19 protein-coding genes and 1 tRNA gene are annotated in these 25,429 nt (G+C 58.2%); 14 read left to right on the top strand and 6 right to left on the bottom strand.

Annotated features, from left to right (window positions below):
* The first annotated feature begins 4 nt into the window (after window positions 1-4).
* The 3 genes from ACJY2L_RS13965 to maa all read left to right on the top strand — a co-directional run bounded on the left by ACJY2L_RS13965 (window position 5) and on the right by maa (window position 3,546).
* Window positions 5-1,438 (top strand): glycoside hydrolase family 32 protein, encoded by a 1,434-nt coding sequence (locus tag ACJY2L_RS13965; RefSeq protein WP_439212325.1) that lies wholly within the window; start codon window positions 5-7, stop codon window positions 1,436-1,438.
* A gap of 119 nt (window positions 1,439-1,557) precedes the next feature.
* Window positions 1,558-2,922 (top strand): carbohydrate porin, encoded by a 1,365-nt coding sequence (locus tag ACJY2L_RS13960; protein ID WP_439212324.1) that lies wholly within the window; start codon window positions 1,558-1,560, stop codon window positions 2,920-2,922.
* 66 nt (window positions 2,923-2,988) lie between these two features.
* On the top strand, window positions 2,989-3,546 hold the full coding sequence (gene maa / locus ACJY2L_RS13955; RefSeq protein ID WP_272889040.1) for a maltose O-acetyltransferase: 558 nt from the start codon (window positions 2,989-2,991) through the stop codon (window positions 3,544-3,546).
* Window positions 3,547-3,886: 340 nt separating this feature from the next.
* Here maa and ACJY2L_RS13950 read toward each other — a convergent pair.
* Window positions 3,887-3,962 (bottom strand) — tRNA-Asn (locus ACJY2L_RS13950).
* Window positions 3,963-4,466: 504 nt separating this feature from the next.
* Here ACJY2L_RS13950 and ACJY2L_RS13945 point away from each other — a divergent pair.
* The 5 genes from ACJY2L_RS13945 (at window position 4,467) to cbl (ending at window position 10,253) form a co-directional block, all read left to right on the top strand.
* On the top strand, window positions 4,467-5,390 hold the full coding sequence (locus tag ACJY2L_RS13945) for a sugar ABC transporter substrate-binding protein (RefSeq protein WP_439212323.1): 924 nt from the start codon (window positions 4,467-4,469) through the stop codon (window positions 5,388-5,390).
* 31 nt (window positions 5,391-5,421) lie between these two features.
* A complete protein-coding gene (locus tag ACJY2L_RS13940) occupies window positions 5,422-6,906 on the top strand; it encodes a sugar ABC transporter ATP-binding protein (protein WP_187487503.1) in 1,485 nt (494 codons plus the stop codon).
* Window positions 6,907-6,922: 16 nt separating this feature from the next.
* Window positions 6,923-7,954 carry an ABC transporter permease gene (locus ACJY2L_RS13935; RefSeq protein WP_067431873.1) on the top strand — a complete coding sequence of 344 codons (1,032 nt, stop codon included), beginning with the start codon at window positions 6,923-6,925 and terminating at the stop codon, window positions 7,952-7,954.
* 263 nt (window positions 7,955-8,217) lie between these two features.
* Window positions 8,218-9,135 carry a nitrogen assimilation transcriptional regulator NAC gene (gene nac, locus ACJY2L_RS13930; RefSeq protein ID WP_067431870.1) on the top strand — a complete coding sequence of 306 codons (918 nt, stop codon included), beginning with the start codon at window positions 8,218-8,220 and terminating at the stop codon, window positions 9,133-9,135.
* 152 nt (window positions 9,136-9,287) lie between these two features.
* Window positions 9,288-10,253, top strand: coding sequence for an HTH-type transcriptional regulator Cbl (gene cbl / locus ACJY2L_RS13925; protein ID WP_439212322.1), 966 nt, complete (start codon window positions 9,288-9,290; stop codon window positions 10,251-10,253).
* Between the two features lie 35 nt (window positions 10,254-10,288).
* On the opposite strand, the gene ACJY2L_RS13920 is transcribed toward cbl, so the two are convergent.
* The 3 genes from ACJY2L_RS13920 to ACJY2L_RS13910 all read right to left on the bottom strand — a co-directional run bounded on the left by ACJY2L_RS13920 (window position 10,289) and on the right by ACJY2L_RS13910 (window position 14,411).
* Window positions 10,289-12,082 (bottom strand): thiamine pyrophosphate-requiring protein, encoded by a 1,794-nt coding sequence (locus ACJY2L_RS13920; RefSeq protein WP_439212321.1) that lies wholly within the window; start codon window positions 12,080-12,082, stop codon window positions 10,289-10,291.
* A gap of 148 nt (window positions 12,083-12,230) precedes the next feature.
* Window positions 12,231-13,070, bottom strand: coding sequence for a GNAT family N-acetyltransferase (locus tag ACJY2L_RS13915; protein ID WP_439212320.1), 840 nt, complete (start codon window positions 13,068-13,070; stop codon window positions 12,231-12,233).
* A 9-nt stretch (window positions 13,071-13,079) separates the two neighbouring features.
* On the bottom strand, window positions 13,080-14,411 hold the full coding sequence (locus ACJY2L_RS13910; protein ID WP_439212319.1) for an NAD(P)/FAD-dependent oxidoreductase: 1,332 nt from the start codon (window positions 14,409-14,411) through the stop codon (window positions 13,080-13,082).
* A gap of 247 nt (window positions 14,412-14,658) precedes the next feature.
* Here ACJY2L_RS13910 and phnF point away from each other — a divergent pair, with 247 nt between their 5' ends.
* The gene (phnF, locus tag ACJY2L_RS13905; RefSeq protein ID WP_439212318.1) at window positions 14,659-15,378 is read left to right on the top strand and encodes a phosphonate metabolism transcriptional regulator PhnF; all 720 of its coding nucleotides are present in this window, start codon (window positions 14,659-14,661) and stop codon (window positions 15,376-15,378) included.
* A gap of 228 nt (window positions 15,379-15,606) precedes the next feature.
* Entirely contained in the window at window positions 15,607-16,182 is a 576-nt protein-coding gene (phnH, locus tag ACJY2L_RS13900) for a phosphonate C-P lyase system protein PhnH (RefSeq protein WP_439212317.1), read from the top strand.
* Between the two features lie 40 nt (window positions 16,183-16,222).
* On the opposite strand, the gene ACJY2L_RS13895 is transcribed toward phnH, so the two are convergent.
* On the bottom strand, window positions 16,223-18,781 hold the full coding sequence (locus ACJY2L_RS13895; protein ID WP_439212665.1) for an ATP-binding protein: 2,559 nt from the start codon (window positions 18,779-18,781) through the stop codon (window positions 16,223-16,225).
* Window positions 18,782-18,919: 138 nt separating this feature from the next.
* On the opposite strand from ACJY2L_RS13895, the gene ACJY2L_RS13890 reads away from it, so the two are divergent.
* From ACJY2L_RS13890 to ACJY2L_RS13880, 3 genes are all read left to right on the top strand, one after another.
* Window positions 18,920-20,431, top strand: coding sequence for a sugar ABC transporter ATP-binding protein (locus tag ACJY2L_RS13890; protein ID WP_439212316.1), 1,512 nt, complete (start codon window positions 18,920-18,922; stop codon window positions 20,429-20,431).
* A 12-nt stretch (window positions 20,432-20,443) separates the two neighbouring features.
* A complete protein-coding gene (locus ACJY2L_RS13885) occupies window positions 20,444-21,427 on the top strand; it encodes an ABC transporter permease subunit (protein WP_187486740.1) in 984 nt (327 codons plus the stop codon).
* 327 nt (window positions 21,428-21,754) lie between these two features.
* The gene (locus tag ACJY2L_RS13880; RefSeq protein WP_439212315.1) at window positions 21,755-22,693 is read left to right on the top strand and encodes an ABC transporter substrate-binding protein; all 939 of its coding nucleotides are present in this window, start codon (window positions 21,755-21,757) and stop codon (window positions 22,691-22,693) included.
* 31 nt (window positions 22,694-22,724) lie between these two features.
* On the opposite strand, the gene ACJY2L_RS13875 is transcribed toward ACJY2L_RS13880, so the two are convergent.
* The gene (locus ACJY2L_RS13875; RefSeq protein WP_439212314.1) at window positions 22,725-23,477 is read right to left on the bottom strand and encodes a response regulator; all 753 of its coding nucleotides are present in this window, start codon (window positions 23,475-23,477) and stop codon (window positions 22,725-22,727) included.
* A gap of 357 nt (window positions 23,478-23,834) precedes the next feature.
* On the opposite strand from ACJY2L_RS13875, the gene ACJY2L_RS13870 reads away from it, so the two are divergent.
* Window positions 23,835-25,130 carry an NCS2 family permease gene (locus ACJY2L_RS13870; protein WP_439212313.1) on the top strand — a complete coding sequence of 432 codons (1,296 nt, stop codon included), beginning with the start codon at window positions 23,835-23,837 and terminating at the stop codon, window positions 25,128-25,130.
* Window positions 25,131-25,429 lie beyond the last annotated feature (299 nt).

Raw genomic sequence — 25,429 nt, 5'->3', positions numbered from 1 at the left:
AATTATGAACTACACAATTGCTCAGGCTGAACAGGAGCTGCAGGCTAAATGCGAGAAGCTAAACCTGCGCTGGTATCCGCGCTATCACCTTGCCGCCAGGGCTGGCTGGATTAACGATCCTAATGGCCTGATCTGGTTTGAGGGCTGGTATCACGCCTTTTATCAGCATCATCCTTATTCCACTCAGTGGGGGCCGATGCATTGGGGACACGCGCGGAGTAAAGATTTGCTTCACTGGGAGCATTTACCGGTTGCTCTGGCCCCGGAAGGGCCGGAAGACAAAGACGGCTGTTTTTCTGGTTCAGCGGTTATTGACGGCGATACCCTGGCGCTGATTTACACCGGACATAAATTTCGCGGTGATGTCAGCGACGACGAGAACCTTTATCAGGTTCAGTGCCTGGCAACCAGTCGCGATGGCGTTCACTTTACCCGTCAGGGGAGGGTTATCGATACCCCGGCGGATTTGCATCATTTCCGCGATCCCAAGGTCTGGCGCGAAGGGGATAACTGGTACATGGTCGTTGGTGCACGCGTTGGTGATACCGGGCAAATACGCTTGTATCGTTCAGCCGATCTGCGTCAGTGGCAGGATGAGGGGATCCTCGATGAGGCGGAAGCCGGTATGGGCTTTATGTGGGAGTGCCCTGATTTGTTTAGCCTGAATGGCAAACGTGTCCTGATGTTTTCTCCGCAGGGGATAGCCGCACAGGGTTTTGAGAACCGTAATCTGTTTCAGAGCGGTTATCTGGTGGGTGACTGGCAGCCCGGAGAGCCGTTTGTCCGCGCAGGGGAATTCGTCGAAATGGATCACGGGCATGATTTCTATGCCCCGCAGAGTTTCCTGACGCCAGATGGCCGCCGCATCGTGATTGGCTGGCTGAATATGTGGGAGTCGCCGATGCCGGAGCAACAGGACGGCTGGTGCGGAATGTTGTCTTTGCCGCGTGAGCTGACGCTTAATGAGAACAATCGTCTGCAAATGCGCCCCGCGAAAGAGGTGGAAGCTCTGCGCCAGGCCTGGCTGCCGTGGCCGGTCAGTAGCCTGAAAAACCAGCAGACTCTCATGGCGAACAAAGCGGAGGCCATGGAAGTCGTGCTTCACTGGGACTGCACAAGCAGTGATGCGGAACAGTATGGACTTAGCCTGGGAGAGGGTCTGCGTGTTTATGTTGATACACAGATGCAGCGTCTGGTGCTTGAACGCCGTTATCCGCAGTACGGATTATGCGGCACACGCAGCGTACCGTTGGTTCCCGGCGCGCCTCTGGCTTTACGTCTGTTTATTGACAGCTCGTCGATCGAAGTATTCGTTAATGACGGTGAGGCATGCCTCAGTAGCCGAATATATCCTGATGCCGATCGCCGCCAATTAGGTTTATTCGCCTGGCATGGCACGGCGACATTATCAGAGGCTGGAGCCTGGCAGCTGGAATAAACCATTTCAGTAACGATAATAACCCGTCTTTAATGATGGGCGGGCTATTATCGCGTTTATCTTCGGGCTCTGTTTATAAAAAATGACAAATTAATATAAATAATAAGAAGGATTTTCCGATGAATAAAATCTGGGTCGGAGCTATTTTGACGTCTGTATGTACCTCGGTAGCCCATGCACAGGATACGCTTTCCCTCGAACAGCGGCTGGAACACATGGAGCAGCGGCTGAAGGCCACTGAGCAGCGCGCGGCGGGTGCGGAGGCAGAAATTCGCGCCCTCAGGCAGGAGAAACAATCGTCCCCGGTGGTAAAGAATACTCCCGCAGTGCCCGTCGCGCCCGCTCCGGCTCCGGCTCTGCAGCTTACGGGCTATGGTGATATTAAATTTTATGGCGACGTTGAATTTAATATGGATGGCGCCAGCCGCACCGGCAGTCTGACCTCGATAAAAACCAGCACAAATAAAAACTGGGCTCCGGAAGATAAAGAGCGCTGGGATATCAATGGTCGTATTTTGCTCGGCTTTGATGGTGTGCGAAAGGGCATTAATGGAAAATATGCCGGGTTTAGCGTTCAGCCACTGGCTGATATTAACGGAAAAATGAACCTTGACGATGCGGCATTTTTCTTTGGTCAGCAGGATGACTGGAAAATTAAAATCGGTCGTTTCGAGGCCTGGGATATGTTCCCGCTTAATCAGGATACCTTCATTGAATATTCCGGTAATACCGCCAACGATCTCTACAGTGACGGTTACGGTTATATCTATATGATGAAAGAGGGCCGCGGACGCAGCAGCAGCGGTGGCAATTTCCTGCTCAGTAAGACCCTTGATAACTGGTATTTCGAACTCAACACGCTGATAGAAGATGGCAGCTCGCTATTTGTCGACAATAAGTATCACGGCAATGCGTTAGATAACCGTAAAAATGTGGTGTATGCCCGCCCGGTTGTGGCCTGGCAATCTGGCGAGTGGTCGGTGGCCGCCGCTGTCGAAAGCAATCTGGTGAATAATGCCTATGGGTATCAGAATACGCAGGGGACCTGGGTGGACCCGTCGAGCCGGACCGGTTACGGCATAACGACGAGCTGGAACACGCTTAAAACGGATGCAGAAAACGGTGCGGTCGTGAACCTGAGTACGGCTTATCTCGACGCTGCTGATGAAAAAGATTTCAGCGCAGGGATCAATGCCTTATGGCACCGCGTGGAGTTGGGCTACATCTATGCGCATAACAATATCGACAAATTCAATATGGCCGGGATGGCCAGTGACTGCGACAGCGACTGCGCGATTCTGGCACCGGGTAAGTATGACATTCATACTCTCCATGCTTCATGGCATCTGCCCGATATCATGGATATGCCTAACTTCAATATTTACCTGGGCGCTTATGCCTCCTGGCTTGAATCGCCGACCGTTAAAACGGGTAATACCGATGACCGCTATGGTGCGCGCGTACGCTTTAAATATCTTTTCTGACACCGGTTGCCGTAAAAATCTGATACGGGGAATGGGCATGAGCGCATCACTAAAGGATATCGCACTATGACGTTGAATCGCGAAAAACAAAAAATGATCGCCGGTGAACTCTATAAGAGCGGTGATGCATTACTTATTAGCGAGCGCAGACGCGCACGCCAGCTTTTACATGATTACAACCATTCATCGCCAGATGATGAAGAACGGCGGAAGCAGTGGCTTAACGAACTGTTAGGCACTCATCAGGGAGCGTATATCGAGCCGACTTTCCGCTGTGATTATGGTTACAACATTCATCTGGGCAAAAATTTCTACGCCAATTTTGACTGCGTGATCCTTGACGTATGTGAGGTGCATATTGGCGATAACTGCATGCTGGCGCCGGGAGTGCACATCTATACCGCCACTCATCCGCTTGATGCTCAACTGCGTATCAGCGGGAAAGAATTCGGCAAGCCGGTAACGATTGGCAATAATGTGTGGATCGGTGGACGTGCGGTGATCAACCCCGGTGTAACCCTGGGCGATAATGTGGTGGTGGCTTCCGGCGCGGTAGTGACAAAAGAGGTGCCGTCTAACTGCGTCGTAGGGGGAAATCCAGCCCGTATCATTAAGCAGCTTTAGAGACCGGTGGCGCAGTCGCTGGAAAAGAGGGAATGATATAGCCGTTTTGGCGCGGATACCGTCATGCGGGTATTCCTGCCAGCGATCTATGCCTTCGGATTTCGCATAAAGCCGCCAACTAATGGTGAAGAGAGTAGGGCGTTCAGGCAACTGGACGCCCTTTTTTTATGCGCTGGCCCACACTTCGCGCACTGGGCCGCGCATTATTGTGCCGAAGCGTGATCTGGCATCGGTTGCGGTCATTAAGCTGCGGGCTCGCGCGTTCGATAATCACCCTGCAGCAATAAATGACGGCCATGAAAAAGCCCGCTCAGGTTTCCCTGAGCGGGCTTCTCGAATTTGGCTCCTCTGACTGGACTCGAACCAGTGACATACGGATTAACAGTCCGCCGTTCTACCGACTGAACTACAGAGGAATCGTGTGAACGGGGCGAATAGTAGCGATGGCCCTGGTAAATGTCAAAGCCCGAATCCCGCTTTTTCGATCGTTTGCTGGCAAAAGCAGCAGATTGCCCGCTTAAGCCGCGGCCTGCTGCAAAACTAAACTGCTGGGCGGATCTCACTTTGAGGCAATTTCGCCGGAGATGTTAGAGGCGTGTCAAAGTTTTGTAATTGGGCATTTTTAAAACATACGTTTCAGTGGTTTTATAATTAAAGTTTCAAATAATAATTTAATGAAATAAATAAATCTTTCTGATTGGCGGCGCGTTCCGCCCGTTACGAAAGGGGGATTAAGCAATAATCCACTACGTTATCAGCTGATTGATACACAGGAGAACGCTCAAACGCCTGAAGACTGCATCGTGTTATCTCACTCATGCTCTACGGATTCGTCAGTGCCGTTGGATGAATGTAAAAGAATTTTTTCATTCGTCGTTCCAGCCAACCTGCGCATATTAATGATGAAAAAAGGGTCACCCATGAACATTAGAAAAACCGTTATTGCCTCTTTGCTGGTGTGTATGTTACCTGCCGCCGTCATGGCGAAAGATATTACCGTAGGCGTCTCAATGGCGTTGTTTGATGACAACTTTCTCACCATTTTGCGCAACTCCATGCAGCGTGAAATGAAAAATGAGCAGGTCAACGGCCAGGTTGAAGATGCGAAAAACGACGTCGCGCAGCAGCTGCAACAGGTGCAGAACTTCATTGGTCAGGGCGTTGACGTGATCATCGTCAACCCGGTAGACACCAACGCGGTGAAGCCGATTGTCGATCAGGCGAAGAAAGCGGGCGTGCCGCTGCTGTTTGTGAACCGTAAGCCGCAGATTGAGCTGGGCGATAAAATGGCCTATGTCGGCTCCGACTCTGAACTGGCGGGCCGTCTGCAGATGGAAGCGCTGGCAAAAGCGATGAACGGCAAAGGTAACGTGGCGATTCTGATGGGCGATCTGGCCAACGAATCCACCCGTGAACGCACCAAAGGTGTGGAAGCGGTGGCCAAAAAATACCCAGGCATCAAAATTGTGCAAAAACAGACGGCGAAGTTTATGCGTAACGATGCCGTGGACGTGGTCAGTAACTGGATGACCGCCGGTGATGATATCAATGCCATCGCTTCCAACAACGATGAAATGGCGATTGGTGCCCTGCAGGCACTGGGCAAAAACAAAGACAACGTGCTGATTGCTGGCGTCGATGGCACGCCGGATGCGCTGCAGATGATCAAAAGCGGCAAAATGGTGGCCACCGTGTTCCAGGATGCGAAAGGTCAGGGTGAAGGCGCGATTAAAACCGCCGTTAAGCTGGCGAAAGGCGAGAAAGTTCAGAGCATTGTCGACATTCCTTTCCAGTTAGTGACTAAAGACAACTACGAAAAATACCTCAACCTTAACCAGAAATAATTCTGTCTAATCAGCAGGATGGAGGTGATTTATGGTTGCTTATGCGCTGGAAGCCGAAGGCATCAGCAAGTTCTTTCCTGGCGTTAAAGCCCTGAGCAATGTCTCACTGCGCGTGCGTCCCGGAACGGTACATGCCTTGATGGGTGAAAATGGCGCGGGCAAATCGACGTTAATGAAGTGCCTCATCGGGATTTACCGTCCCGATGAGGGCACCATTCGCGTCAAGGGTGAGCCGGTGCAGTTTGTCGACACGCTGGACGCGCTGCGTTCCGGTATCTCAATGATTCACCAGGAGCTTAACCTGGTGCCGCACATGACGGTGGCGGAAAACATCTGGCTGGGTCGCGAGCCGATGAAATATGGCTTCGTCGATCACCACGCCTTACGTACGCAAACGCAGGCGCTGCTGAGCAAGCTCAATATCCGCCTGCAGGCGGATAGCATGGTCGGCGAACTGAGCATCGCCGCGCAGCAGATGGTGGAGATCGCCAAGGCGGTCTCATGGAATGCCGACATCGTTATTATGGATGAGCCCACCTCGGCGCTGACCGAGAGTGAAGTGGCGCACCTGTTTACTATTATTCGCGACTTGCGATCCCAGGGTAAAGCTATCGTCTACATCAGCCACAAAATGGATGAGATCTTCAACATTACCGATGAGATCAGCATCTTTCGCGATGGCAAATGGGTCAGCAGCGATCACACCGCCAATTTTACCCGCCAGTCGCTGATCACGCAGATGGTGGGCCGCGAACTGACGCAGCTGTTTCCTAAGTTCAACAACGCTATCGGTGAAGAGGTGCTGACGGTACGCAACCTGCAGCGTAAAGGCACCTTTCACGATATCAGCTTCAGCGTACGGCGCGGTGAAATCCTTGGCGTTGCCGGATTAGTCGGCGCGGGCCGCAGCGAGGTGATGGAAAGCCTGTTCGGCATGACCAGCACCGACGGCGGTGAAGTGCTGATTGACGGCGTGCCGGTGAACATCGATTCGCCGTCCACCGCGATTGAAAAGGGCATGGCGTTTCTGACCGAAGACCGCAAAAAGTCCGGTCTGTTTCTGGTGCTGTCGGTGATGGAAAACATGAGCATCGTCAACATGCCGGAATACAGCAGCAAGGCGGGTTTCGTCAGCCATGTGCAGATGGCGCAGGATTGCATGGAGCAGATCCGCAAGCTCAATATCAAAACGCCAACCATGGATCAGATCATCAATAACCTGAGCGGCGGCAACCAGCAAAAGGTGCTCATCGCCCGCTGGCTGCTGGCGCAGCCGAAAATCCTCATTCTTGACGAGCCGACGCGCGGCATTGATGTCGGTGCCAAGGCGGAGATCTATCGGCTGATCAGCGAACTGGCCAACCGCGGCGTTGCCATCATCATGGTCTCCTCAGAGCTGCCGGAAATTATCGGCATGAGCGATCGGGTCATGGTCATGCACGGCGGTCGGATCACCGGGATTCTGGATAAAGAGCAGGCTACGCAAGAGAACATCTTGTCGCTGGCATCGGAATAGGGCGCGAGGAACCATTATGAGCAACACGAAAGTTAACGTTCAACAGCCGGCGGAGCAGCGTTCGCTCTCTGACCGACTGAAGCATCGGGTGCCAAAAGACACCGGTATTTTTATCGTCATGATCGGCATTGCGCTGATTTTTGAAATTGCCGGCTGGTATGTGCGCGATCAATCTTTCCTGATGAACACCAACCGTCTGGTGCTGATTCTGCTGCAGGTGGCGATTATCGGCATTATTGCGGTGGGCGTGACCCAGGTGATCATTACCACCGGCATCGACCTGTCGTCGGGCTCGGTGATAGCGCTAACCGCGGTGGTGGCGGCCAGCCTGGCGCAAACCTCTGACAGCCTGACGCCGATGTTTCCTTCGCTGGTGGATCTGCCTGCGGCGGTGCCGATTGGCGCCGGGATTGCGGTTGGCCTGATTTGTGGGCTGCTCAACGGCGTATTGACCACCAAAACCGGCATTCCGCCGTTTATCGCCACGCTGGGGATGATGGTGTCGGCGCGCGGCCTGGCACAATATTACACTCAGGGTAATCCGATCAGCTTCCTCTCCGATGGCTTCACCTCCATCGGCGAGGGTGCCATGCCGGTGATCATCTTCCTGGCGGTGGCGCTGGTGTTCCATATCGCCCTGAAGCATACCCGCTACGGCAAATATGTTTACGCCATCGGCGGCAACATGACCTCGGCGAAGGTCTCCGGCATCAACGTAAATAAATATCTGGTGATCGTCTATACCATTGCGGGCGGCTTATCCGGGCTGGCGGGCGTGGTGCTGGCGGCGCGCGTCAGCAGTGGGCAGTCGAGCATGGGCGTTGGCTATGAGCTGGATGCCATTGCGGCGGCGGTCATCGGCGGCAGCAGCCTGATGGGCGGCGTGGGGCGCATTACCGGCACGCTGATTGGTGCGGTGATTTTGGGCCTGATCAAAAGCGGCTTCACCTTTGTGGGCGTCGATGCCTACGTGCAGGACATCATCAAAGGGATGATTATTGTCGCGGCGGTGTCGATCGATATGTACCGCAACCGTCAGAAGCGCTAAATCCCAGGGTAAGCGCAGCCATTTGCACGCTGGCTGCGCTTATTTGCACTGAAAGGGTGCGCAACGCGCCAGCCAGTAGATAACCACAACTGATTACTCCGCCCGGGGTAATCAGATTCTCTTATTTTACCGCCTGTTAGCGATCTGCTCCCCGCCTGCTAAAAAAACCTGGCCTGCTAATTGCAACGTCACTGATTATATTGGCCGTAAGGCTTTTGATCTGATGACCCAGTGGGTTCCCGGGGATCCATAACGGAGGCAAAATGAACTTAAGACGACTGAAGTACTTTGTGAAAATCGTCGATATCGGCAGCCTGACGCAGGCAGCGGAAGTGTTGCATATTGCACAGCCTGCACTCAGTCAGCAGGTGGCCACGCTGGAAAACGAGCTGGATCAACAGCTGCTGATTCGCACCAAACGCGGCGTCACGCCTACCGACGCCGGAAAAATTCTCTATGCGCATGCTCGCACCATTTTACGTCAGTGCGAGCAGGCGCAAAAAGCGGTGATCAATGCCGGACAAACGCTGAGCGGCCAGGTGTCGATTGGCCTGGCGCCAGGCACCGCGGCCTCTTCGCTGACCATGCCGCTGCTGCAAACGGTGCGCGATCGCCTGCCCGATGTGCTGGTCTATCTGCATGAAAACAGCGGCGCCTCGCTGAATGAGAAGGTGATTAACGGCCAGCTCGATATGGCGGTGCTTTACGATCGGGCGCCTACCGCCGGTATCACCAGCACACCGCTGATGAAAGAAGAGCTTTATCTGGTGGGCGCGACCGATTCGCCGGGCCTGACGGTGGATCTGGCTGACGTGGCGCAGATGAACCTGTTCCTGCCGCGCGACTACAGCGCGGTGCGCAAGCGTGTTGACGAGGCGTTTTCACTGCGTCGTCTGAGCGCGCGCATTATCGGTGAAATTGAATCGATTGCCACGCTGACGGCGGCCATCTCCAGCCAGATGGGCGTCACCGTGTTACCGGAATCTGCGGCACGGGCGCTGGTCAGTTCCACACCGGCATGGATGGCGCGCATCAACAGCCCGTCGCTTAACCTGCCGCTGTCGCTGAACGTCTCTTCACGCCTGCCGCTTTCACCTTCTGCACAGGCGGTGAAAGATATTCTGCTGTCGCTGGTCAGCAAGCCAGCGGTTGAAGACCGTGAACTGATGCTGGTGAGTTAACCTTTCCCCACGGCGCGCAGTCGCGCGCCTGCTTTATCCCCCCTCGTAGCGTTATCACTAAATCGCATATAAAAACCGTTTTTATTATTTGTTGCTATGGATAAGCATTCTTAAGATGACCTTATCTGACAAATAATTACAGGGGTACGCGCGTGAATTTCCAGCAGCTTAAAATAATTCGGGAAGCCGCCCGTTGCGAATTCAATCTGACCGAAGTGGCCAATGCGCTGTTCACTTCGCAATCGGGCGTCAGTCGTCACATCCGCGATCTGGAAGATGAGCTGGGCGTGGAGATTTTTATCCGTCGCGGCAAGCGGCTGCTGGGCATGACCGAGCCGGGCAAAGCGCTGCTCACCATCGCCGAACGTATCCTTGATGAGGCGGGCAAAGTGCGGCGGCTGGCGGATGTCTTTACCAGCGAAAGCAGCGGCGTGCTGACTATCGCCACCACTCATACCCAGGCGCGTTACAGCCTGCCGCGGGTGATCAAAGCCTTTCGCGCACTCTATCCCAACGTACGGCTGGAGCTGAATCAGGGATCGCCGCAGGAGATTGTATCGATGCTGGTGGCCGGCGAGGCGGACGTTGGCATCGCCAGTGAACAGCTGGTGAATCACAGCGCGCTGGCGGCTTTTCCGTGGTTTGGCTGGCACCATGCGCTGCTGGTGCCTAAAGCGCATGAGCTGACCCGCCAGGATCCGGTGTCGCTGGCGGCGCTCAGCCGTTATCCACTGATCACTTACCGTCAGGGCATTACCGGTCGTTCAAAGGTGGATCGGGCGTTTCATGGCGCAGGGCTGAAGCCCGATATCGTGCTGAGCGCGCAGGATTCCGACGTAGTAAAAACCTATGTTGAACTGGGATTGGGCGTGGGGATTCTTGCCGATCAGGCGTGCCAGCTTGATGAGCATTCGTCACTGGTGCGGCTGGATGTTGGTCATCTGTTTGAGTCCAATACCGTCTGGCTTGGTCTGAAACGCGGCCAGCTGCAGCGCAACTACGTCTGGCAGTTTCTGGAGTTGTGCAACGCTAACCTGTCCATTGAAGAGATCAAACGGCAGGCGCTGTCGCTGCATGATGAGAGCACCACGGAACCGGTGCTCGATTTTCAAATCTGATTCAGGGCGGCCTCATTGCAGGGCCGCCGTCGCGCTTACTTCTTACCCGGTAAAATCTCGTTAAACAGCTGGCTGGCGGTATCGCCAATCACCTGAGCTGCTCCGCGGTCGCCTTTGATCATCGACGCCATAAACGCTTTCGCCTGTTTCAGCGTAATGTGCGGCGGCAGCGGTGCCACTTCCGGATCGGTTTTCACTTCCAGCACCACCGGGCGATCGGCGCTCAGCGCTTCCTGCCAGGCGGCACTCAGCTGCTCAGGGTCATCAACGTAAATGCCTTTCAGGCCAAGCATCTCAGCAAACTGCGAATAGCGCACGTCAGGCACCTGCTGGCTCGCCTCGAAACGCGGATTGCCTTCCATGACGCGCTGCTCCCAGGTGACCTGATTGAGATCCTGATTATTGAACACGCACACCACCAGCTGCGGCGTGGCCCAGCCCTGCCAGTATTTCTGAATGGTGATCAGTTCGGCCATGTTGTTCATCTGCATCGCGCCGTCGCCGACCAGCGCCACCACCGGGCGATCGGGATAAGCAAACTTGGCGGCGATGGCAAAAGGCACCGCGGCGCCCATGCAGGCGAGGCCGCCGGAGAGCGTGGCGCGCTGCCCCTGTTTGACACGGAAATCACGGGCGAACCAGTTAGCGCAGGAGCCGGAATCGGAGGTGACAATAGCGTTATCCGCCAGCAGCGGCGACATCTCCCACACCACGCGCTGCGGGTTAACCGGATTGGCCGGTGCCATGGCGCGCGCTTCCATCACCTGCCACCACGCTTTGACGTTGAGGGCAATCTCCTCCTGCCACTGGCGATCGTCTTTGTGTTCCAGCAACGGCAGCAGCGCACGCAGTGTTTCCGCTGCATCGCCGTGCAGATTAATCTCGTTGGGATAACGCAGGCCAAGCATCGACGGGTCGATATCGATCTGCACCGCCCGCGCCTGGCCCTCTTTCGGCAGGAATTCGGTCCACGGGAAGCCGCTGCCGATCATCAATAGCGTGTCGCATTCGGCCATCATGTCAGAAGAGGGCTGGGTGCCGAGCAGACCAATGGATCCGGTGACAAACGGCGCGTCGTCCGGCAGCACATCCTTGCCGAGCAGCGCTTTGGCCACGCCGGCACCGAGCAGGTTCGCGACCTGTACCACTTCCACCGCCGCGCCGCGTGCGCCCGCACCGATCAGAATGGCGACCTTTTTACCGGCGTTAAGGATCGCCGCCGCTTTTTGCAGGTCTGCCTCGTACGGCACCACTTTTGGCCGCTGATAGCCGGTGCCGGAGTGGGTAAAACCGTGTGCGTGCTGCGGCGGCTGCCACGGCTCATCCTGAATATCTTTCGGCAGGATCAGCACCGACACGCCGTTCTGCGCGATAGCGATGCGCACGCCGCGATCCACCAGATGGCGGATCTGTGCCGGTGCTGCCGCTTCCTGTACGAAGTTAGCCACATCAGCAAATACGCGATCGAGGTTTAATTCCTGCTGATAGGTGGCACCGCGTGAGGTCGCTTCTGCCTGGCCGGAAATTGCCAGCACCGGCACATGGTCGACTTTGGCATCATAGAGGCCGGTCAGCAGATGGGTGGCACCAGGTCCGCCGGTGGAGAGGCAAACGCCCAGCTCGCCGGTGAATTTGGCATGCCCGGCGGCCATAAACGCCGCCATCTCTTCGTGTCGCACCTGAATAAATTCGATGCCCGCGCCTTTCTTGTTGGCGCGCTGAATGGCGCCGAGCACGCCGTTGATACCGTCGCCGGGATAGCCATAAATACGCGTAACGCCCCAGGCCTGCAGGCGTTCAACGAAAAAATCACTGGTCATCGTGCTCATTGCTTATTCCTTCTGATGAATGCGGTCGAGAGGAATAAGCATAGTTGAGGTTAACGGCACCCTGGGCAGAAGCGGCCGAAAAAGCGGGATTAGCGGGTAAAGAGCATGGAAAATCGGCGATCTACCGCTGCGCCTGCTATCGTGTCGATCAGGCCATCGCCTGCGACATCAGGCCAAAGGTCTGCGCGCCCTGCGGCTGCCACGGCGTGCCGTGAATCATCGCGACCGGGCTGTCGACCTTCGTTAGTCCGCACTCAGTCAGCCACGGGCTGAAGCGGCTTACCGGCGTATCGAGGCGCACAAATTCGCCTGCCAGACGGCACAGCGCGTCGCTGACCAGCCGTTTCGCCGACGCCTCATCCGTTGCCAGCAGCGGCCCGACGGTGTGGCCGTGGCCAAAACGCCGCGTCACGGCGAAGCCGCGCATTTGCTGCTGTTCATCCAGCAGAACGCGCAGCGACGCGTCCGTCAGCAGGCGCATCAGCAGGCGGGTGCGCACCATGCCGCTGGCCTGATAATCCAGCGCCGTTAACGCCGCAAGATCGCCGTTCTCTCCGGCGCGGAGCTGCCAGCCAGCGGGCAGCAGCGGCGCGGCGACATCATCCAACTGACGGGTTTGGTGCTGCATCACCTGACCGGTGACGACAAAACCGAGTTTTTCATACAGGCCGCGGCCCATTTCGGTGGCATGCAGGCGCACCTGACAATCGCTGAACCGCGCCAACATGTTAAGCATCAGCTGGCGGCCATAGCCCTGACCGCGCAGCGCCTCGGCAACAATCACCACGCCCAGCGATGCGATGCTATCGCCCCAGCGCCAGCCCATCGCCGAACCGAGCACGCGCGTGCCATCGACGATCACCGTGCCTTCACCCAGCTGCAGCATCTGCTGCAAATCGCTGAGCCGGTGCGGCCACTGCAGCTGCTGCGTAAGCGCCGCCACCTGAGGCAGATCGGCCTCGGTCATGTTCCTGAGGATAATGGTCATCTCAACTCCTTACATCATGCCGGGTTGATCAAGGCCGGTGCCATCCACCAGCCGGGAATAACGATAGGGTGCCGGATCGACGATCGGATCGGCGTTCATGATCAGATCGGCGGCCAGCCGTCCGGCGCCAGGACCGATGCCAAAACCGTGGCCGCTGAAACCCGCTGCGATCAGCAGGCCGGGCAGGGCAGGCACGGCAGAGATCACCGGAATGGCATCGGGCGTACTGTCGATCATGCCGCCCCACGCCTGCGCCAGCTGTAGGCCCGCCAGCGCCGGATATTCGTTGCGTATCGCCGCCAGTCCCTGCTCAACGATCTGCCGATCGGCGGCGGGATCGAGGATTCTGCACTTTTCAAACGGCGACTGGCGATCAAACTGCCAGTTAACCCAGGCTTCCGGGCCGTGCAGAAAAGGCCGCAGCCCCAGCGAAATATGCAGGTTGTTACGACGCTTTTTAAAGGTGGGATAGAACTGGCGCGCATAGCGCAGGCTCTGAATGCCTGGCTCAAGCCGCCCTTTGCCCGAGACCGATACGGTATAGCTGCCGTCGCGCTGAGGTCGACAGGCAAAATCTGGCGTGTAGAGCGGTGCGGCGATCGCCTGGGCAATGGGCGCGGTACGAAAGGCGGTGCCGATAACGTTGCCCAGCGGCAGGTCGATGCCGTGACGGCGACAGAACAGCGAACTCCAGGCACCCGCGGCCAGCAGCACGCTGCTGGTTTTGATCCGTCCGCGCTCGGTCCAGACGCCGCTGACCCGTCCGGCTGTAATATCCAGCCCACGCACCGCGCACTGCTGAAAGAGCTGCGCGCCGAGGCGCTGGGCGGCGATAACCAGTCCGGCGGCGGCCAGTGCCGGTTCTGCGTGGCCATCGGTCGGCGACGACAGGCCGCCGCGCCATGCGGTACGGCTGCCGGGCGTCATCGCCTTCGCCTGCTGCGCATTGAGGATCTCGCTGTGCATGCCGTAGCCTTTCGCCATCTGATTCCAGCGTTCCCAGGTAGCGATCTCCTGTGGGTTGCAGGTGGCGTAAACCAGGCCCGAGCGACGGAAGCCCAGCGTTTCGCCGGTCTCCGCTTCCAGCTCGCCCCAGCGTCGCAGGGCATACATGCTTAGCGGCAGCTCGCGCTCGTCGCGGTTCTGCTGGCGACACCAGCCCCAGTTACGGCTCGACTGTTCGCCGCTGACCAGCCCTTTTTCCAGCAGCACCACCCGAACGCCGCGCCTCGCCAGTTCATAAGCAGCGGCGGCACCGGCAATGCCTGCGCCGATGATCACCACATCCGCGCTGTCGGGCAGATGGGCGTTGTCCTGTACGTAGCGCATCAACGCCGGCATAACGATTCCTTAAGGGTTGTAAAGCGGAGCCAGCTCTGTTGCCGGGCAGGCGGCCAGTTTACGGTCAACGCCGCTGCGGTTAAAGATCCTTTCGCCATCCGCTCCCTCCGGTCTGGCCCAAAGTGGGCATCTTCATGTTTTCGCCATCTGCCTTTCACCCCGCTGTCACACTGCGGGCGCAAAGTCGTCGTCAACAACGCAGCGACGTGCGCTGCGGGTTCCCCTCATATTAATGGAGGATTTTACGGTGAGTGAGTTATCCAGACATCCGACCAGAGTCTACCAGGCGATTGCCGCCCAGCTGGAAGCGTCGCTGCAACACGATTATCGCTGCGGCGACTGGCTGCCTTCCGAGCAGCAGCTGGCCAGCCACTATGCGGTGAACCGCCACACGCTGCGCCGTGCGGTGGATGAACTGGTGATCAAAGGGCTGGTGCAGCGCCGCCACGGCGTTGGCATTTTAGTACTGACCCGGCCCTGGGATTACCCGTTGCATGCGCAGGCGCGCTTCAGTCAAAACCTGATGGAGCAGGGCAGTCATCCCACCAGCGAACGGCTGCTGGCGGTGCTGCGACCGGCGAGTCAGGAAGTGGCGCTGGCACTGGCGATCGAAGAGGGCGCCAGCGTCATTCATCTGCGCACCCTGCGTCGGGTTAACGGCGTGCCGGTCTGCATCATTAACCACTATCTGCCACAGCTCGCCTGGTGGCCAACGCTGCAGCAGTTTCAGAACGGATCGCTGCACAGCTTTATCAGCCGCGAGCTGAATCACGATCTCACCCGCCAGCAGACGCGCATCAGCACACGCCGCGCGCAGGCCAAAGAGTGCCAGCGGCTGGAGATCAGCCTGCATGCGCCGCTGCTCTGCGTGCGTACTCTGAACCGCACCGCCAGCGGCGAGATGGCGGAATACTCCGTTAGCCTGACCCGCGGCGACATGATTGAGCTGACGCTGGAGCATCAATGAATAACGCAACCCCGCGCCTTGCCAGCAGTGGCTTTCCACGCGGGTACAACGGAGCAACATCTTTTGCTGCCACCGCGATAGCACTGGCCGCGCCATGCCGAACGCCACCGGATCACAGGAAAAGCCGATTCAGCTCTGGCTGGCGGCATAACAGGCGCGGCGCAAAACGCACGCACGATATCTCAGGCAGTAAGCTGACTTTTTTATTCTGATTCGCGGAGACAATGCATGACCTTACTGGCAAGTTTTTATCATCCGGTGGCCGATTCCCAGCGCGCCTTTCGCCGCATTCTCAAGGCAATGAGCGAGCCTGGCGTCATGGTGATGCTGCCGTTGCAGCAGGGCTGGGGCGATCTCTCACCGGCGGCAACCGCCACGCTGCTGACGCTGGTCGATAATGAAACCGCGCTGTGGATCGATCCGGTGCTGGATGGCGACACGCTACGCAGCAATCTGCGTTTTCATATCGGCGTGCCGTCGTGTGAAGCGCGCTGTGCGCCTTTTGCCCTGACCCACGCCGCCGCCGATCCCGATCCGCTGGCATTCGCCGCCGGAGACAATCTGGCACCGGAAACCGCCACCACGCTGATTATCGATCTGCCCGCGCTGAGCGGCGGCCTGACGCTGCGGCTCAACGGCCCTGGCATTCGCGAGACCCGCGCCATCGCGCCGCAGTTGCCGCCGCGCGTGCTGCACTATCTACGTGAACGGCCGCACCATTTTCCGCAGGGCATCGATCTGATTTTTACCTGCGGCGAAAGCATGATGGCGGTGCCGCGCACCACACAGGTCGAGGTGTGCTGAACGGCACCGGCAATGCCGAACGGATAGCGCCAGCGCGATATCACCGGCACGCCGATTCCGCTGTAGCAGACGCCCGCCGCCAACTTCGGCGAAGCGCGCTCGCCAGCTGCTGTTGACTGAAGGGTTTGGCCAACTGTTCGCACGGTGGCAAATCGGCATCCTGCTGCTGGCGCAGATCCTGGCCGCTGATCAGCAGCGTCGCCAGGTCGGGACGCAGCCGCTGCGCCTGGCGTATCACCTCGGCGCCGTTCAGCCCATCCTGTAGCATCAGGTCGCTGACCAGCAGCGCAATCTCCGGCGTCTGTTGTAGCAGGGCGAGGGCGCTGTGGCCATCGGCGCACTCTAGCGTCAGATAGCCCAGCGGATGCAGCTGATCGCACAGCGTCTGCCGCACCGCCTCATCATCGTCCAGCACCAGCACCAGTTGATCGCTGGCGGGCGGCGCTAACGCCACGGGTGCAGGCGGCATCTCAACGGCGGCATGACTGGCGCGCGGCAGCTGCAGGCGCACGCAGGTGCCGACGCCGGGCGCAGTTTCCAGCTCCACGCGACCACCGGACTGACGCACAAAGCCATACACCATCGACAGGCCAAGGCCGCTGCCGCTGCCCGGCGCTTTAGTGGTAAAAAAGGGTTCAAACACCTGCGCCCGTACCGCCTCACTCATGCCGCAGCCGCTGTCGATCACCTCTACTGCCACCACGTCGCGTTCGCTGCCGTCCGCTTTTTGTTGCCGCTGATTCGCGACGCGGATGCGGATTTCGCCCGTCTGCTGTTCCATGGCGTCACGCGCATTGACCACTAAATTAATTAGCGCATTCTCCAGCTGGCTGGCGTCGATCCATGCCGGCCAGCCCGATTGCTGCGCCTCGACCACCAGCGTTTGCCCCGGCAGTAGCGAAGGCGACATCAGTTCCTGCAGGTTTTCCACCAGCGTGGCCACCTGCACCGAGCGCGGATGCAGCGCCTGCTTGCGGGAAAAGGCCAGCAGGCGTTGCGTGAGCTGAGCGGCACGCTCTGCTGCCTTCAGCGCCCGACTGATGCGCGTGGCGTGTGAATTGGGCTGCGCCAGCTCGAGGCTGCCAATAATCACCGCCAGCAGGTTGTTGAAATCGTGGGCGAGACCGCCCGCCAGCTGGCCCACCGCCTTCATTTTCTGGCTGTGCAGCAACGCCTCTTCCAGCGCTTTGCGCGTGGTGCGATCGAGCACGGTGTTGACCATGCCGCGGTGCGGCACCGGGCTGTAACGCAGTTCCAGCGTACGGCCATCGGCCAGCCGGATCTCCTGCGGTTCGCCCTCCGGCGAGGCGCGAATGCCCAGCCGTTCCATCAGCTGCTGATAATGTTGACCGCGCTGCAAATCGTCGGCGGCGAGTCCGAGCAGCAGCGGATATTGCGCGTTCCACACCACCAGCTGGCCGTCACTGTCAAACAGCGCAAAGCCGTCGCGCATGGCGAGAAAAGTCGACTCCAGCTGGCTGCTTTTCTCTTTCAGCAGACGCGAGGTGTGCTCCAGCGAGGCGGTATTGCGTGCAAAGACGTTAAAGGCGCGCGCCAGATCGCCCAGCTCATCGCGCCGCTCCAGTGCCGGGACGCTGACCACCTTTTGTCCTTGCGCCAGCCGGGTCATGGCGCTGGCAATGGCGGTGAGGTTTGAGCCGAGGTTGCGGTAGATATAGAAACCGGCGTAGCCGGTAATCACCAGCGCCAGCAGGGCAAACAGCACGATAAACAGAATGATTGAACTCAGCTCGCGATGGGTGCTGGCGGTGCGCCGTTCGGTTTGCAACGCTACCTGCTGCACGTAGAGATTGATATCCTGATTAAGCATCGCCACCAGCGCTTTGATCTGGTAGGTGTCATAGGCGATCGCCAGATCGCTCTCCTCCAGCCGATCGGCCAGTGGCAGCAACTGCCGTTCGTTATCGCGAAAGCGCGCCATTTTTTCCGCCACCAGCGGCGCCAGCGGCTGTGCGGGCCAGCGAGCTATTAGCGCGTCGATGCGGCTGATCAACGCCCGTGAGGCGCTGCTGCGAATACCGACGTTGAGCAGGCCGTCGATCTGCTCGCGCAGCGCGGCGGTGCTGGCATCGTTCGCCAGCAGAATGCCGATGTGCTGTAACAGAATTTGCGTCTGCCACAGGCCGCTGAGCATCTGATTGCGCTGCAAATGGCGGCGATGACCGCTTTCCAGCAGCCGCGAAATGCTCGCTTCCAGCCGGTTGCTGCGCTGGCGAATGCGCGCCACCAGCTGCGGTTCACGCGCGGCCAGCGGCGCGGCGGCGAGATCGTTCAGCGACTGTTGCAGCGCGCGCTGCGTCTGCTGCAAGCGCTGCGACTCGCTCTGATACTCCAGCGCGCCCACCACCTGCGACAGCCTCACCGCCGCGGTTGCCACGTTGGCGGTATCGCGCGCCAGCGCCAGGCTGCTGGTCATGTCGCGCAGGGTTTGCGCCTGCGCCTGCTCCTGAATGTGCCCGGCATGGTTGAAACCGACAATCGCCACCGTGCTGACCATCAGCGTGACCACCACCACCAGCAGGTTAAACAACAGCAGGCGACCGCGTGCGCCCGCCAGCCAGTGCAGCTTTCTGTTCATCATCCGTCCCGATTACGCCCGATAGCGCGAGTATAAAAGCGCCGCGCATTCACACTATGACAAAGATGAACGGCCGCTGACATTTTCCATTTATCTGACGCTGCTTTACTGCCAGCAGAGCCGTAATGGAGAGAGACGATGGCAACCACCCCAATCCTTGAAATGAGAGATATCTCGCGCCGCTTTGGTCAGTTCTATGCGCTGAAGTCGGTGAACCTGACGGTTTTTCCCGGTGAGGTGCATGCGCTGATGGGCGAAAACGGCGCCGGTAAAAGCACGCTGATGAAAATTCTGGCCGGTGCCTATACCGCCAGCGGCGGCGAGATTTTTATTGATGGCAAACCGGTGCTGATCAAAGGGCCGAAAGAGGCGCTGGCGGCGGGCATTACGCTGATCTATCAGGAGATCAACCTGGCCCCCAACCTGACGGTGGCGGAGAACATCTTTCTCGGCAGCGAAATTCATCGCGGCGGGCTGGTGAACCGGCGTCAGATGGTTGCCGATGCCCAGCAGGTGATCGACCGTCTCGGCGCGCAGTTTCGCGCCAGCGATCTGGTGATGCGCCTGAGCATTGCCGAACAGCAGCAGGTAGAGATCGCCCGCGCACTGCATCGCAACAGCCGCATTCTGGTAATGGATGAGCCAACGGCGGCGCTGTCGTCGCGGGAAACGGAACAGCTGTTTGCGCTGATTAAACGGCTGCGCAGCGAAGGCATGGCGATCATCTATATCAGCCATCGCATGGCGGAAGTCTATGAGCTGTCCGATCGGGTCAGCGTGCTGCGCGACGGCCAGTATGTCGGCAGCCTGACGCGTGAAGAACTCAACGCTCACGAACTGGTACGCATGATGGTTGGACGGCCGCTGAGCGATCTGTTTAACAAAGACCGCACCATCGCCAAAGGCAACGCGCGGTTGCGCATCGATGGGTTGACCGACGGCGGCAAGATCAAGCCCTGTTCACTGGTGGTACACGCCGGGGAGATTGTCGGCCTCGCCGGGCTGGTCGGCGCCGGTCGCAGCGAGCTGGCGCAGCTGATTTTTGGCGTACACAAAGCCAGCGGCGGCACGGTGCAGCTCGATGGTGAAACGGTTTCCATTGCGTCGCCGCGTGAGGCGATCGCCGCGGGCATCGGTTTTCTGACCGAAAACCGCAAAGAGCAGGGGCTGTTTCTTGAGCTGGCGGCGCATGAAAACATCGTGATGGCCACCCTTGAACGCGACGCGCAATACGGGTTGCTTAACCGACGTAAAGGACAGCGAATTTCCACCGACGCCATTGCGCTACTGAATATCCGTGTGCCGCATGCACAGGTGCGTGCGGGTGGCCTGTCGGGCGGGAATCAGCAAAAGCTGCTGATTTCACGCTGGGTCTCTATCGGCCCGCGCATTCTGATTCTTGATGAGCCGACGCGCGGCGTGGATGTCGGCGCCAAAAGCGAAATCTACCGCATGATGAACCAGATGGCCGGGCAGGGCGTGGCAATTCTGATGATCTCCAGCGAACTGCCGGAGGTGGTGGGCATGAGCGATCGGGTCTATGTGATGCAGGAGGGACAAATCGCGGGCGAACTGGCCGATGCGACCATTACGCAGGAACACATTATGGCGCTGGCTACCGGCGCTGAACTGGCGCGCACCGCGCAGTAACAGGAGATAACTATGAGCAGCGAATCTGCCCGCGCGAGCGCACCCGGCATGAAACGTGCCCTGCTGGGCGACCTGATGCAAACAGTCGGCATTCTGCCGATCCTGATCTTAATCGTGGCGATATTTGGCTTTGTCGCACCTAACTTCTTCACCGAAGCCAACCTGCTGAATATCACGCGCCAGGCGTCGATCAACATTGTGCTGGCGGCGGGCATGACCTTCATCATTCTCACCGGCGGTATCGATCTCTCGGTGGGATCGATGCTCGGCACCACCGCGGTGGTGGCGATGGTGACCTCGCTGGATCCGGCGTTTCAGGCACTGACCATTCCCGCCGCGCTGGGTGCGGGCCTGCTGATGGGCCTGTTCAACGGCATTCTGGTCGCCTGGGCTGGTCTGCCGCCGTTTATCGTCACGCTCGGCACCTATACCGCGCTGCGTGGTGCTGCCTACCTGCTGGCCGATGGCACCACGGTGATCAACTCCGATATCAACTTTGAGTGGATCGGCAACGGTTATCTCGGGCCGGTGCCGTGGCTGATCATTATCGCCTTCGCGGTGATCGCCATCTGCTGGTTTATCCTGCGTCGCACCACGCTTGGCGTACACATTTACGCGGTGGGCGGCAACATGATGGCGGCGCGACTGACCGGCATCAAAGTGGGCGCGGTATTGATTTTTGCCTACGCCACCAGCGGCCTGCTCTCCGGGCTGGGCGGTCTGATGAGCGCCTCACGGCTTTATAGCGCCAACGGCAATCTCGGCGTTGGCTATGAGCTGGATGCCATTGCGGCAGTGATCCTCGGCGGCACCAGCTTTGTCGGCGGCATCGGCACGATTACCGGCACGCTGGTGGGCGCGCTGATTATCGCCACGCTGAATAACGGCATGACGCTGATGGGGGTGTCCTATTTCTGGCAGCTGGTGATTAAAGGGGCGGTGATCATTATTGCGGTGTTGATTGATAAGTATCGTACGCGGGGGCACGTGCATTAAGTGTGCGTATAGCGGGCTATTTTACCTGGAGCGTGCGTATAGCGGGCTATTTTACTTGCCATTTTGTCCCCGGGCAGTGCGCGCAATCCTCACGTACTTCAGTACGCTCCGGTTGCTGTGCGCTGGCCGTGAACAAACTGGCGGCGACAATAACGCCCTCGACCCGTGTGGAAAGATAAAAGCAAAAGCAAGGTAAGGGTAAAAGACAAGTAAGGGAAAAAATCAGGTAAGGGCAAAAGACAGGCAAGGGCAAGAGATTAGGCAAGCGGTATCGGTAACAGAGCGCCATTTAGCGGTTGGCACCATTAAACAGACTGGAGAATGACTATGCGTTTTAATCCTATTGTCAGCGGGCTGCTGGCGGCCACGCTGCTGACCGCGCCGCTGTTGCAGGCGAAAGAGCTGAAGTCGATTGGGGTGACGGTGGGCGATCTGGCTAACCCGTTCTTTGTGCAGATTACCAAAGGCGCGGAGCTGAAGGCGCGCCAGCTGGCGGGCGACAAGGTGAACGTGACGCTGGTGTCGAGCGGCTACGATTTGGGTCAGCAGGTGGGGCAGATTGATAACTTTATCGCCGCGAAGGTCGATATGATCATTCTTAACGCCGCCGATTCCAAAGGCATTGGCCCGGCGGTAAAACGTGCGCGCGATGCTGGCATCGTGGTGGTGGCAGTGGATGTCTCGGCAGAGGGAGCGAATGCGACCATCACCTCTGATAACACCGAAGCGGGACAGATGGCGTGCAAATATATTGCCGACCGCCTGAAAGATACAGGCAACGTGGTGATCATCAACGGACCGCCGGTCTCTGCGGTACAGAATCGCGTGGAAGGCTGCATGAACGAGCTGAAATTGCACCCGAACATCAAGCTGCTGTCGCATAACCAGAACGCCAAAGGCAGTCGTGAAGGTGGACTGGAGATCATGACCTCGCTGCTGTCGGCCAATCCAAAAATTGATGCGGTGTTTGCGATCAACGATCCAACGGCGATCGGGGCCGATCTGGCGGCGAAGCAGGCGCAGCGTAGCGAATTCTTCATCGTTGGCGTCGATGGATCGCCAGATGGTGAAGAGGCACTAAAGCGTAAAAACTCCCTGTTTGTGGCGACGCCCGCGCAGGATCCGCAGGTGATGGCCTCGAAGGCGGTGGAGATTGGCTATGACATTCTGCAGGGCAAGCCTGCACCAGATAAACCGGTACTGATTCCGGTGACGCTGATCGATCGCAACAGCGTCAGCAGCTATAAGGGCTGGACGGTGAAATAAGCGCGTCGGGCGGCGCGGTGCCGCCCGCGATTCAGGCGATGCGGGTTTGCAGCGGCTCGGCTTCCGGGCGCTGCACATCGGCGGCAAACACATAGCCAAGGCCGCGAATGGTGCGGATCAACATTGGCTGATGCGGATTGGTTTCGATCTTACGGCGCAGACGCATGATCAACACGTCGATGGTGCGATCAAATACCTCCAGCGTTTCGCTGTGGGTCAGTTCCAGCAGCTGATCGCGCGTCAGTACTTTGCGGGCATGGCGTACCATCGCCAACAGCAGAGAAAATTCGCCCTGGGTCAGCACCACTTCCTGACGCTGAGCATTAAGCAGCATGCAGCGGCTTTCGTCGAGCAGCCAGCCGTTGAACTGCCAGCCCGGCGTGCGCTGTTGAAAGGGGCTTTCCATACTCAACAGCCCACTGCGCCGCAACACCGCCTTCGCCCGCGCCACCACCACGCGTGGATTAAACGGCTTGGCGATATAGTCGTCGGCGCCCATCTCCAGGCCCACTACCACATCCGATTCTGAACCCATGCCGGTAAGCATGATCACCAGCAATCCGGCCCGGCTACGCTGCATCTGCTGTAGCACCAGCAGGCCGTTGGTGTCGGGCAGGATCATATCGAGCATCACCAGTGAAATCTCCGGATGCTGCGCCAGCAGGCTCAGCGCATCGCTTCCGCGATGACAGCAGAAGACCGTGAAAACATGCTCACTCAGTACGTCCTGAAGCAGCGCACAGATTTCAGGATCGTCATCCACCACTAAAATGGCTGGTTTCATGCCGCAAATCTCACCGTTAAAAAAGAGTTAAGCGAGTGTAACCGAGCCTGCGCGCCAGAAGAGTGACGGTGTACAGAATTGTGAGACGCGTCTTAAGGAATCGCACTGCACTTTTTTAGGGCGGATTGCGCCAAAAAAGAGCATGTACAGCGCAGTTTTGCCCTCTGCTGAGGCAGCGTGCGGTAAAGCCCAAACGACAGGGCTGCGCGCTGTGTTGTCAGGCATGGCATAGCAATTGCTAGAGCCCAATGCCAGCGCCGTGTTGATCCGCGCGTTTGCGCCTCACAACGATAAGAAATTGCACCACTTTTCAGGCAAGCGGGCCAGCAACAGCGCCCCATTCATGAGAGATCACGCATGTTAGAAAAATTGTTCCAGCTTAAAGCGCATAACACCACCGTGCGGACCGAACTGCTGGCGGGGGTGACCACCTTCCTGGCGATGGCCTATATCCTGTTTGTGAACCCCAGCATTCTCAGCGCCACCGGCATGGACAAGGGTGCGGTGTTTGTCGCCACCTGTCTGGCGGCGGCTATCGGTTCGCTGCTAATGGGATTGATCGCCAACTATCCGATTGCGCTGGCACCTGGCATGGGGCTGAATGCCTTTTTCACCTACACCGTGGTATTGCACATGGGCTACACCTGGCAGGTGGCGCTGGGCGCGGTGTTTATTTCGGCGCTGATTTTCTTCGCGCTGTCGATTTTTAAAATTCGCGAATGGATCATTACCAGTATTCCGCTGCCGCTGCGCGCCGGTATTGCTGCCGGTATCGGCCTGTTTCTGGCGATTATCGCGCTGGAAGGTGCGGGCGTGGTGGTGGCCAATCCGGCGACGCTGGTGGGGTTAGGCGATTTGACTAAGCCCGGCCCGCTGCTGGCGATCCTCGGCTTTATCATTATCGTGGTGCTGGAAGCGCGACGCGTCACCGGCGCGGTGCTGATTGGTATTATGGTGGTGACGTTCATTGCGATGGGCATTGGCCTGACGCCGTTTAGCGGCGTGTTTTCTGCGCCACCGTCGATTGCACCGACCTTTTTACAGCTTGATATCAAAGGCGCGCTGAACGTCGGCCTGATCAGCGTGATTTTTGCCTTTCTGTTTGTCGATGTGTTTGATAACTCGGGCACGCTGATTGGCGTAACCAAACGCGCCGGATTAACTGACGCGCAGGGCAATATCCCCAAAATGGGCCGTGCACTGGTGGCAGACAGCGCCGCCGCGCTGTTTGGTTCGCTGCTTGGCACCTCGACCACCACCAGCTATATCGAATCGGCGGCGGGCGTCAGTGCCGGTGGCCGTACCGGTCTGACCGCCGTGGTCGTGGCTGCGCTGTTTGTGCTGAGCCTGTTTTTCTCGCCGCTGGCCGCCAGCGTGCCTGCCTTCGCCACCGCGCCCGCGCTGCTGTTTATCGCCGTGCTGATGGCATCCGGTCTCGCCGAGATTGACTGGAAAGATATCACCACCGCCGCACCGGTGACGGTTACCGCCCTGACCATGCCGCTGACCTATTCGATCGCCAACGGCATCGCCTTTGGTTTTATCACCTGGACGGTGGTGAAGCTGCTGAGCGGCCGACTGAAAGAGGTGAATCTGGCGCTGATCGTGCTGTCACTGCTGTTCGTGATTAAACTTGGGTGGTTGAGCGCTTAACGGCGCGGGGGCGTTTTCCTCTGGCCGGAAAGGCCAGGGGAGCTTTGCCTTGCAGGCGGCTTTAAGGTCAAGGTCTTGAGGTCAACGCCTTGAGGTCAAGGTCTTAAGGTCAATGTCTTAAGGTCAAAAGCCATTTCGTACAGGCTAAAGCCTGCCCGAGCAGGGCCGGCAGTCGCCCCGGCCCTGCACCCGCGCTATCCGGCAAACACAACCGCCCGCTGCGCGGGTACCCTCAGCAAAAGCCTTTTCCTGACGGACCAGGCGCGATTCGCTCCCGGCTCAGCGCGCCCTCTCGCCGC

The organism is Duffyella sp. Ts4, assembly GCF_051851875.1.
GTDB lineage: Bacteria > Pseudomonadota > Gammaproteobacteria > Enterobacterales > Enterobacteriaceae > Duffyella > Duffyella gerundensis.
The sequence above is the reverse complement of the archived record's forward strand: the minus strand, read 5'-3'. Positions and strand labels throughout refer to the sequence as shown.

Bases quoted from the DNA above. Each gene is read 5' to 3' on its own strand.
- ACJY2L_RS13935 (WP_067431873.1), top strand. From the start codon at position 6,923: ATGAGCAACACGAAAGTTAACGTTCAACAGCCGGCGGAGCAGCGTTCG.
- ACJY2L_RS13915 (WP_439212320.1), bottom strand. From the start codon at position 13,070: ATGACCATTATCCTCAGGAACATGACCGAGGCCGATCTGCCTCAGGTG.
- nac (WP_067431870.1), top strand. From the start codon at position 8,218: ATGAACTTAAGACGACTGAAGTACTTTGTGAAAATCGTCGATATCGGC.
- ACJY2L_RS13910 (WP_439212319.1), bottom strand. From the start codon at position 14,411: ATGCCGGCGTTGATGCGCTACGTACAGGACAACGCCCATCTGCCCGAC.
- phnH (WP_439212317.1), top strand. From the start codon at position 15,607: ATGACCTTACTGGCAAGTTTTTATCATCCGGTGGCCGATTCCCAGCGC.
- ACJY2L_RS13890 (WP_439212316.1), top strand. From the start codon at position 18,920: ATGGCAACCACCCCAATCCTTGAAATGAGAGATATCTCGCGCCGCTTT.
- ACJY2L_RS13920 (WP_439212321.1), bottom strand. From the start codon at position 12,082: ATGAGCACGATGACCAGTGATTTTTTCGTTGAACGCCTGCAGGCCTGG.
- ACJY2L_RS13870 (WP_439212313.1), top strand. From the start codon at position 23,835: ATGTTAGAAAAATTGTTCCAGCTTAAAGCGCATAACACCACCGTGCGG.
- ACJY2L_RS13960 (WP_439212324.1), top strand. From the start codon at position 1,558: ATGAATAAAATCTGGGTCGGAGCTATTTTGACGTCTGTATGTACCTCG.
- ACJY2L_RS13880 (WP_439212315.1), top strand. From the start codon at position 21,755: ATGCGTTTTAATCCTATTGTCAGCGGGCTGCTGGCGGCCACGCTGCTG.
- ACJY2L_RS13945 (WP_439212323.1), top strand. From the start codon at position 4,467: ATGAACATTAGAAAAACCGTTATTGCCTCTTTGCTGGTGTGTATGTTA.
- ACJY2L_RS13965 (WP_439212325.1), top strand. From the start codon at position 5: ATGAACTACACAATTGCTCAGGCTGAACAGGAGCTGCAGGCTAAATGC.
- ACJY2L_RS13895 (WP_439212665.1), bottom strand. From the start codon at position 18,781: ATGAACAGAAAGCTGCACTGGCTGGCGGGCGCACGCGGTCGCCTGCTG.
- ACJY2L_RS13940 (WP_187487503.1), top strand. From the start codon at position 5,422: ATGGTTGCTTATGCGCTGGAAGCCGAAGGCATCAGCAAGTTCTTTCCT.
- maa (WP_272889040.1), top strand. From the start codon at position 2,989: ATGACGTTGAATCGCGAAAAACAAAAAATGATCGCCGGTGAACTCTAT.
- ACJY2L_RS13885 (WP_187486740.1), top strand. From the start codon at position 20,444: ATGAGCAGCGAATCTGCCCGCGCGAGCGCACCCGGCATGAAACGTGCC.
- ACJY2L_RS13875 (WP_439212314.1), bottom strand. From the start codon at position 23,477: ATGAAACCAGCCATTTTAGTGGTGGATGACGATCCTGAAATCTGTGCG.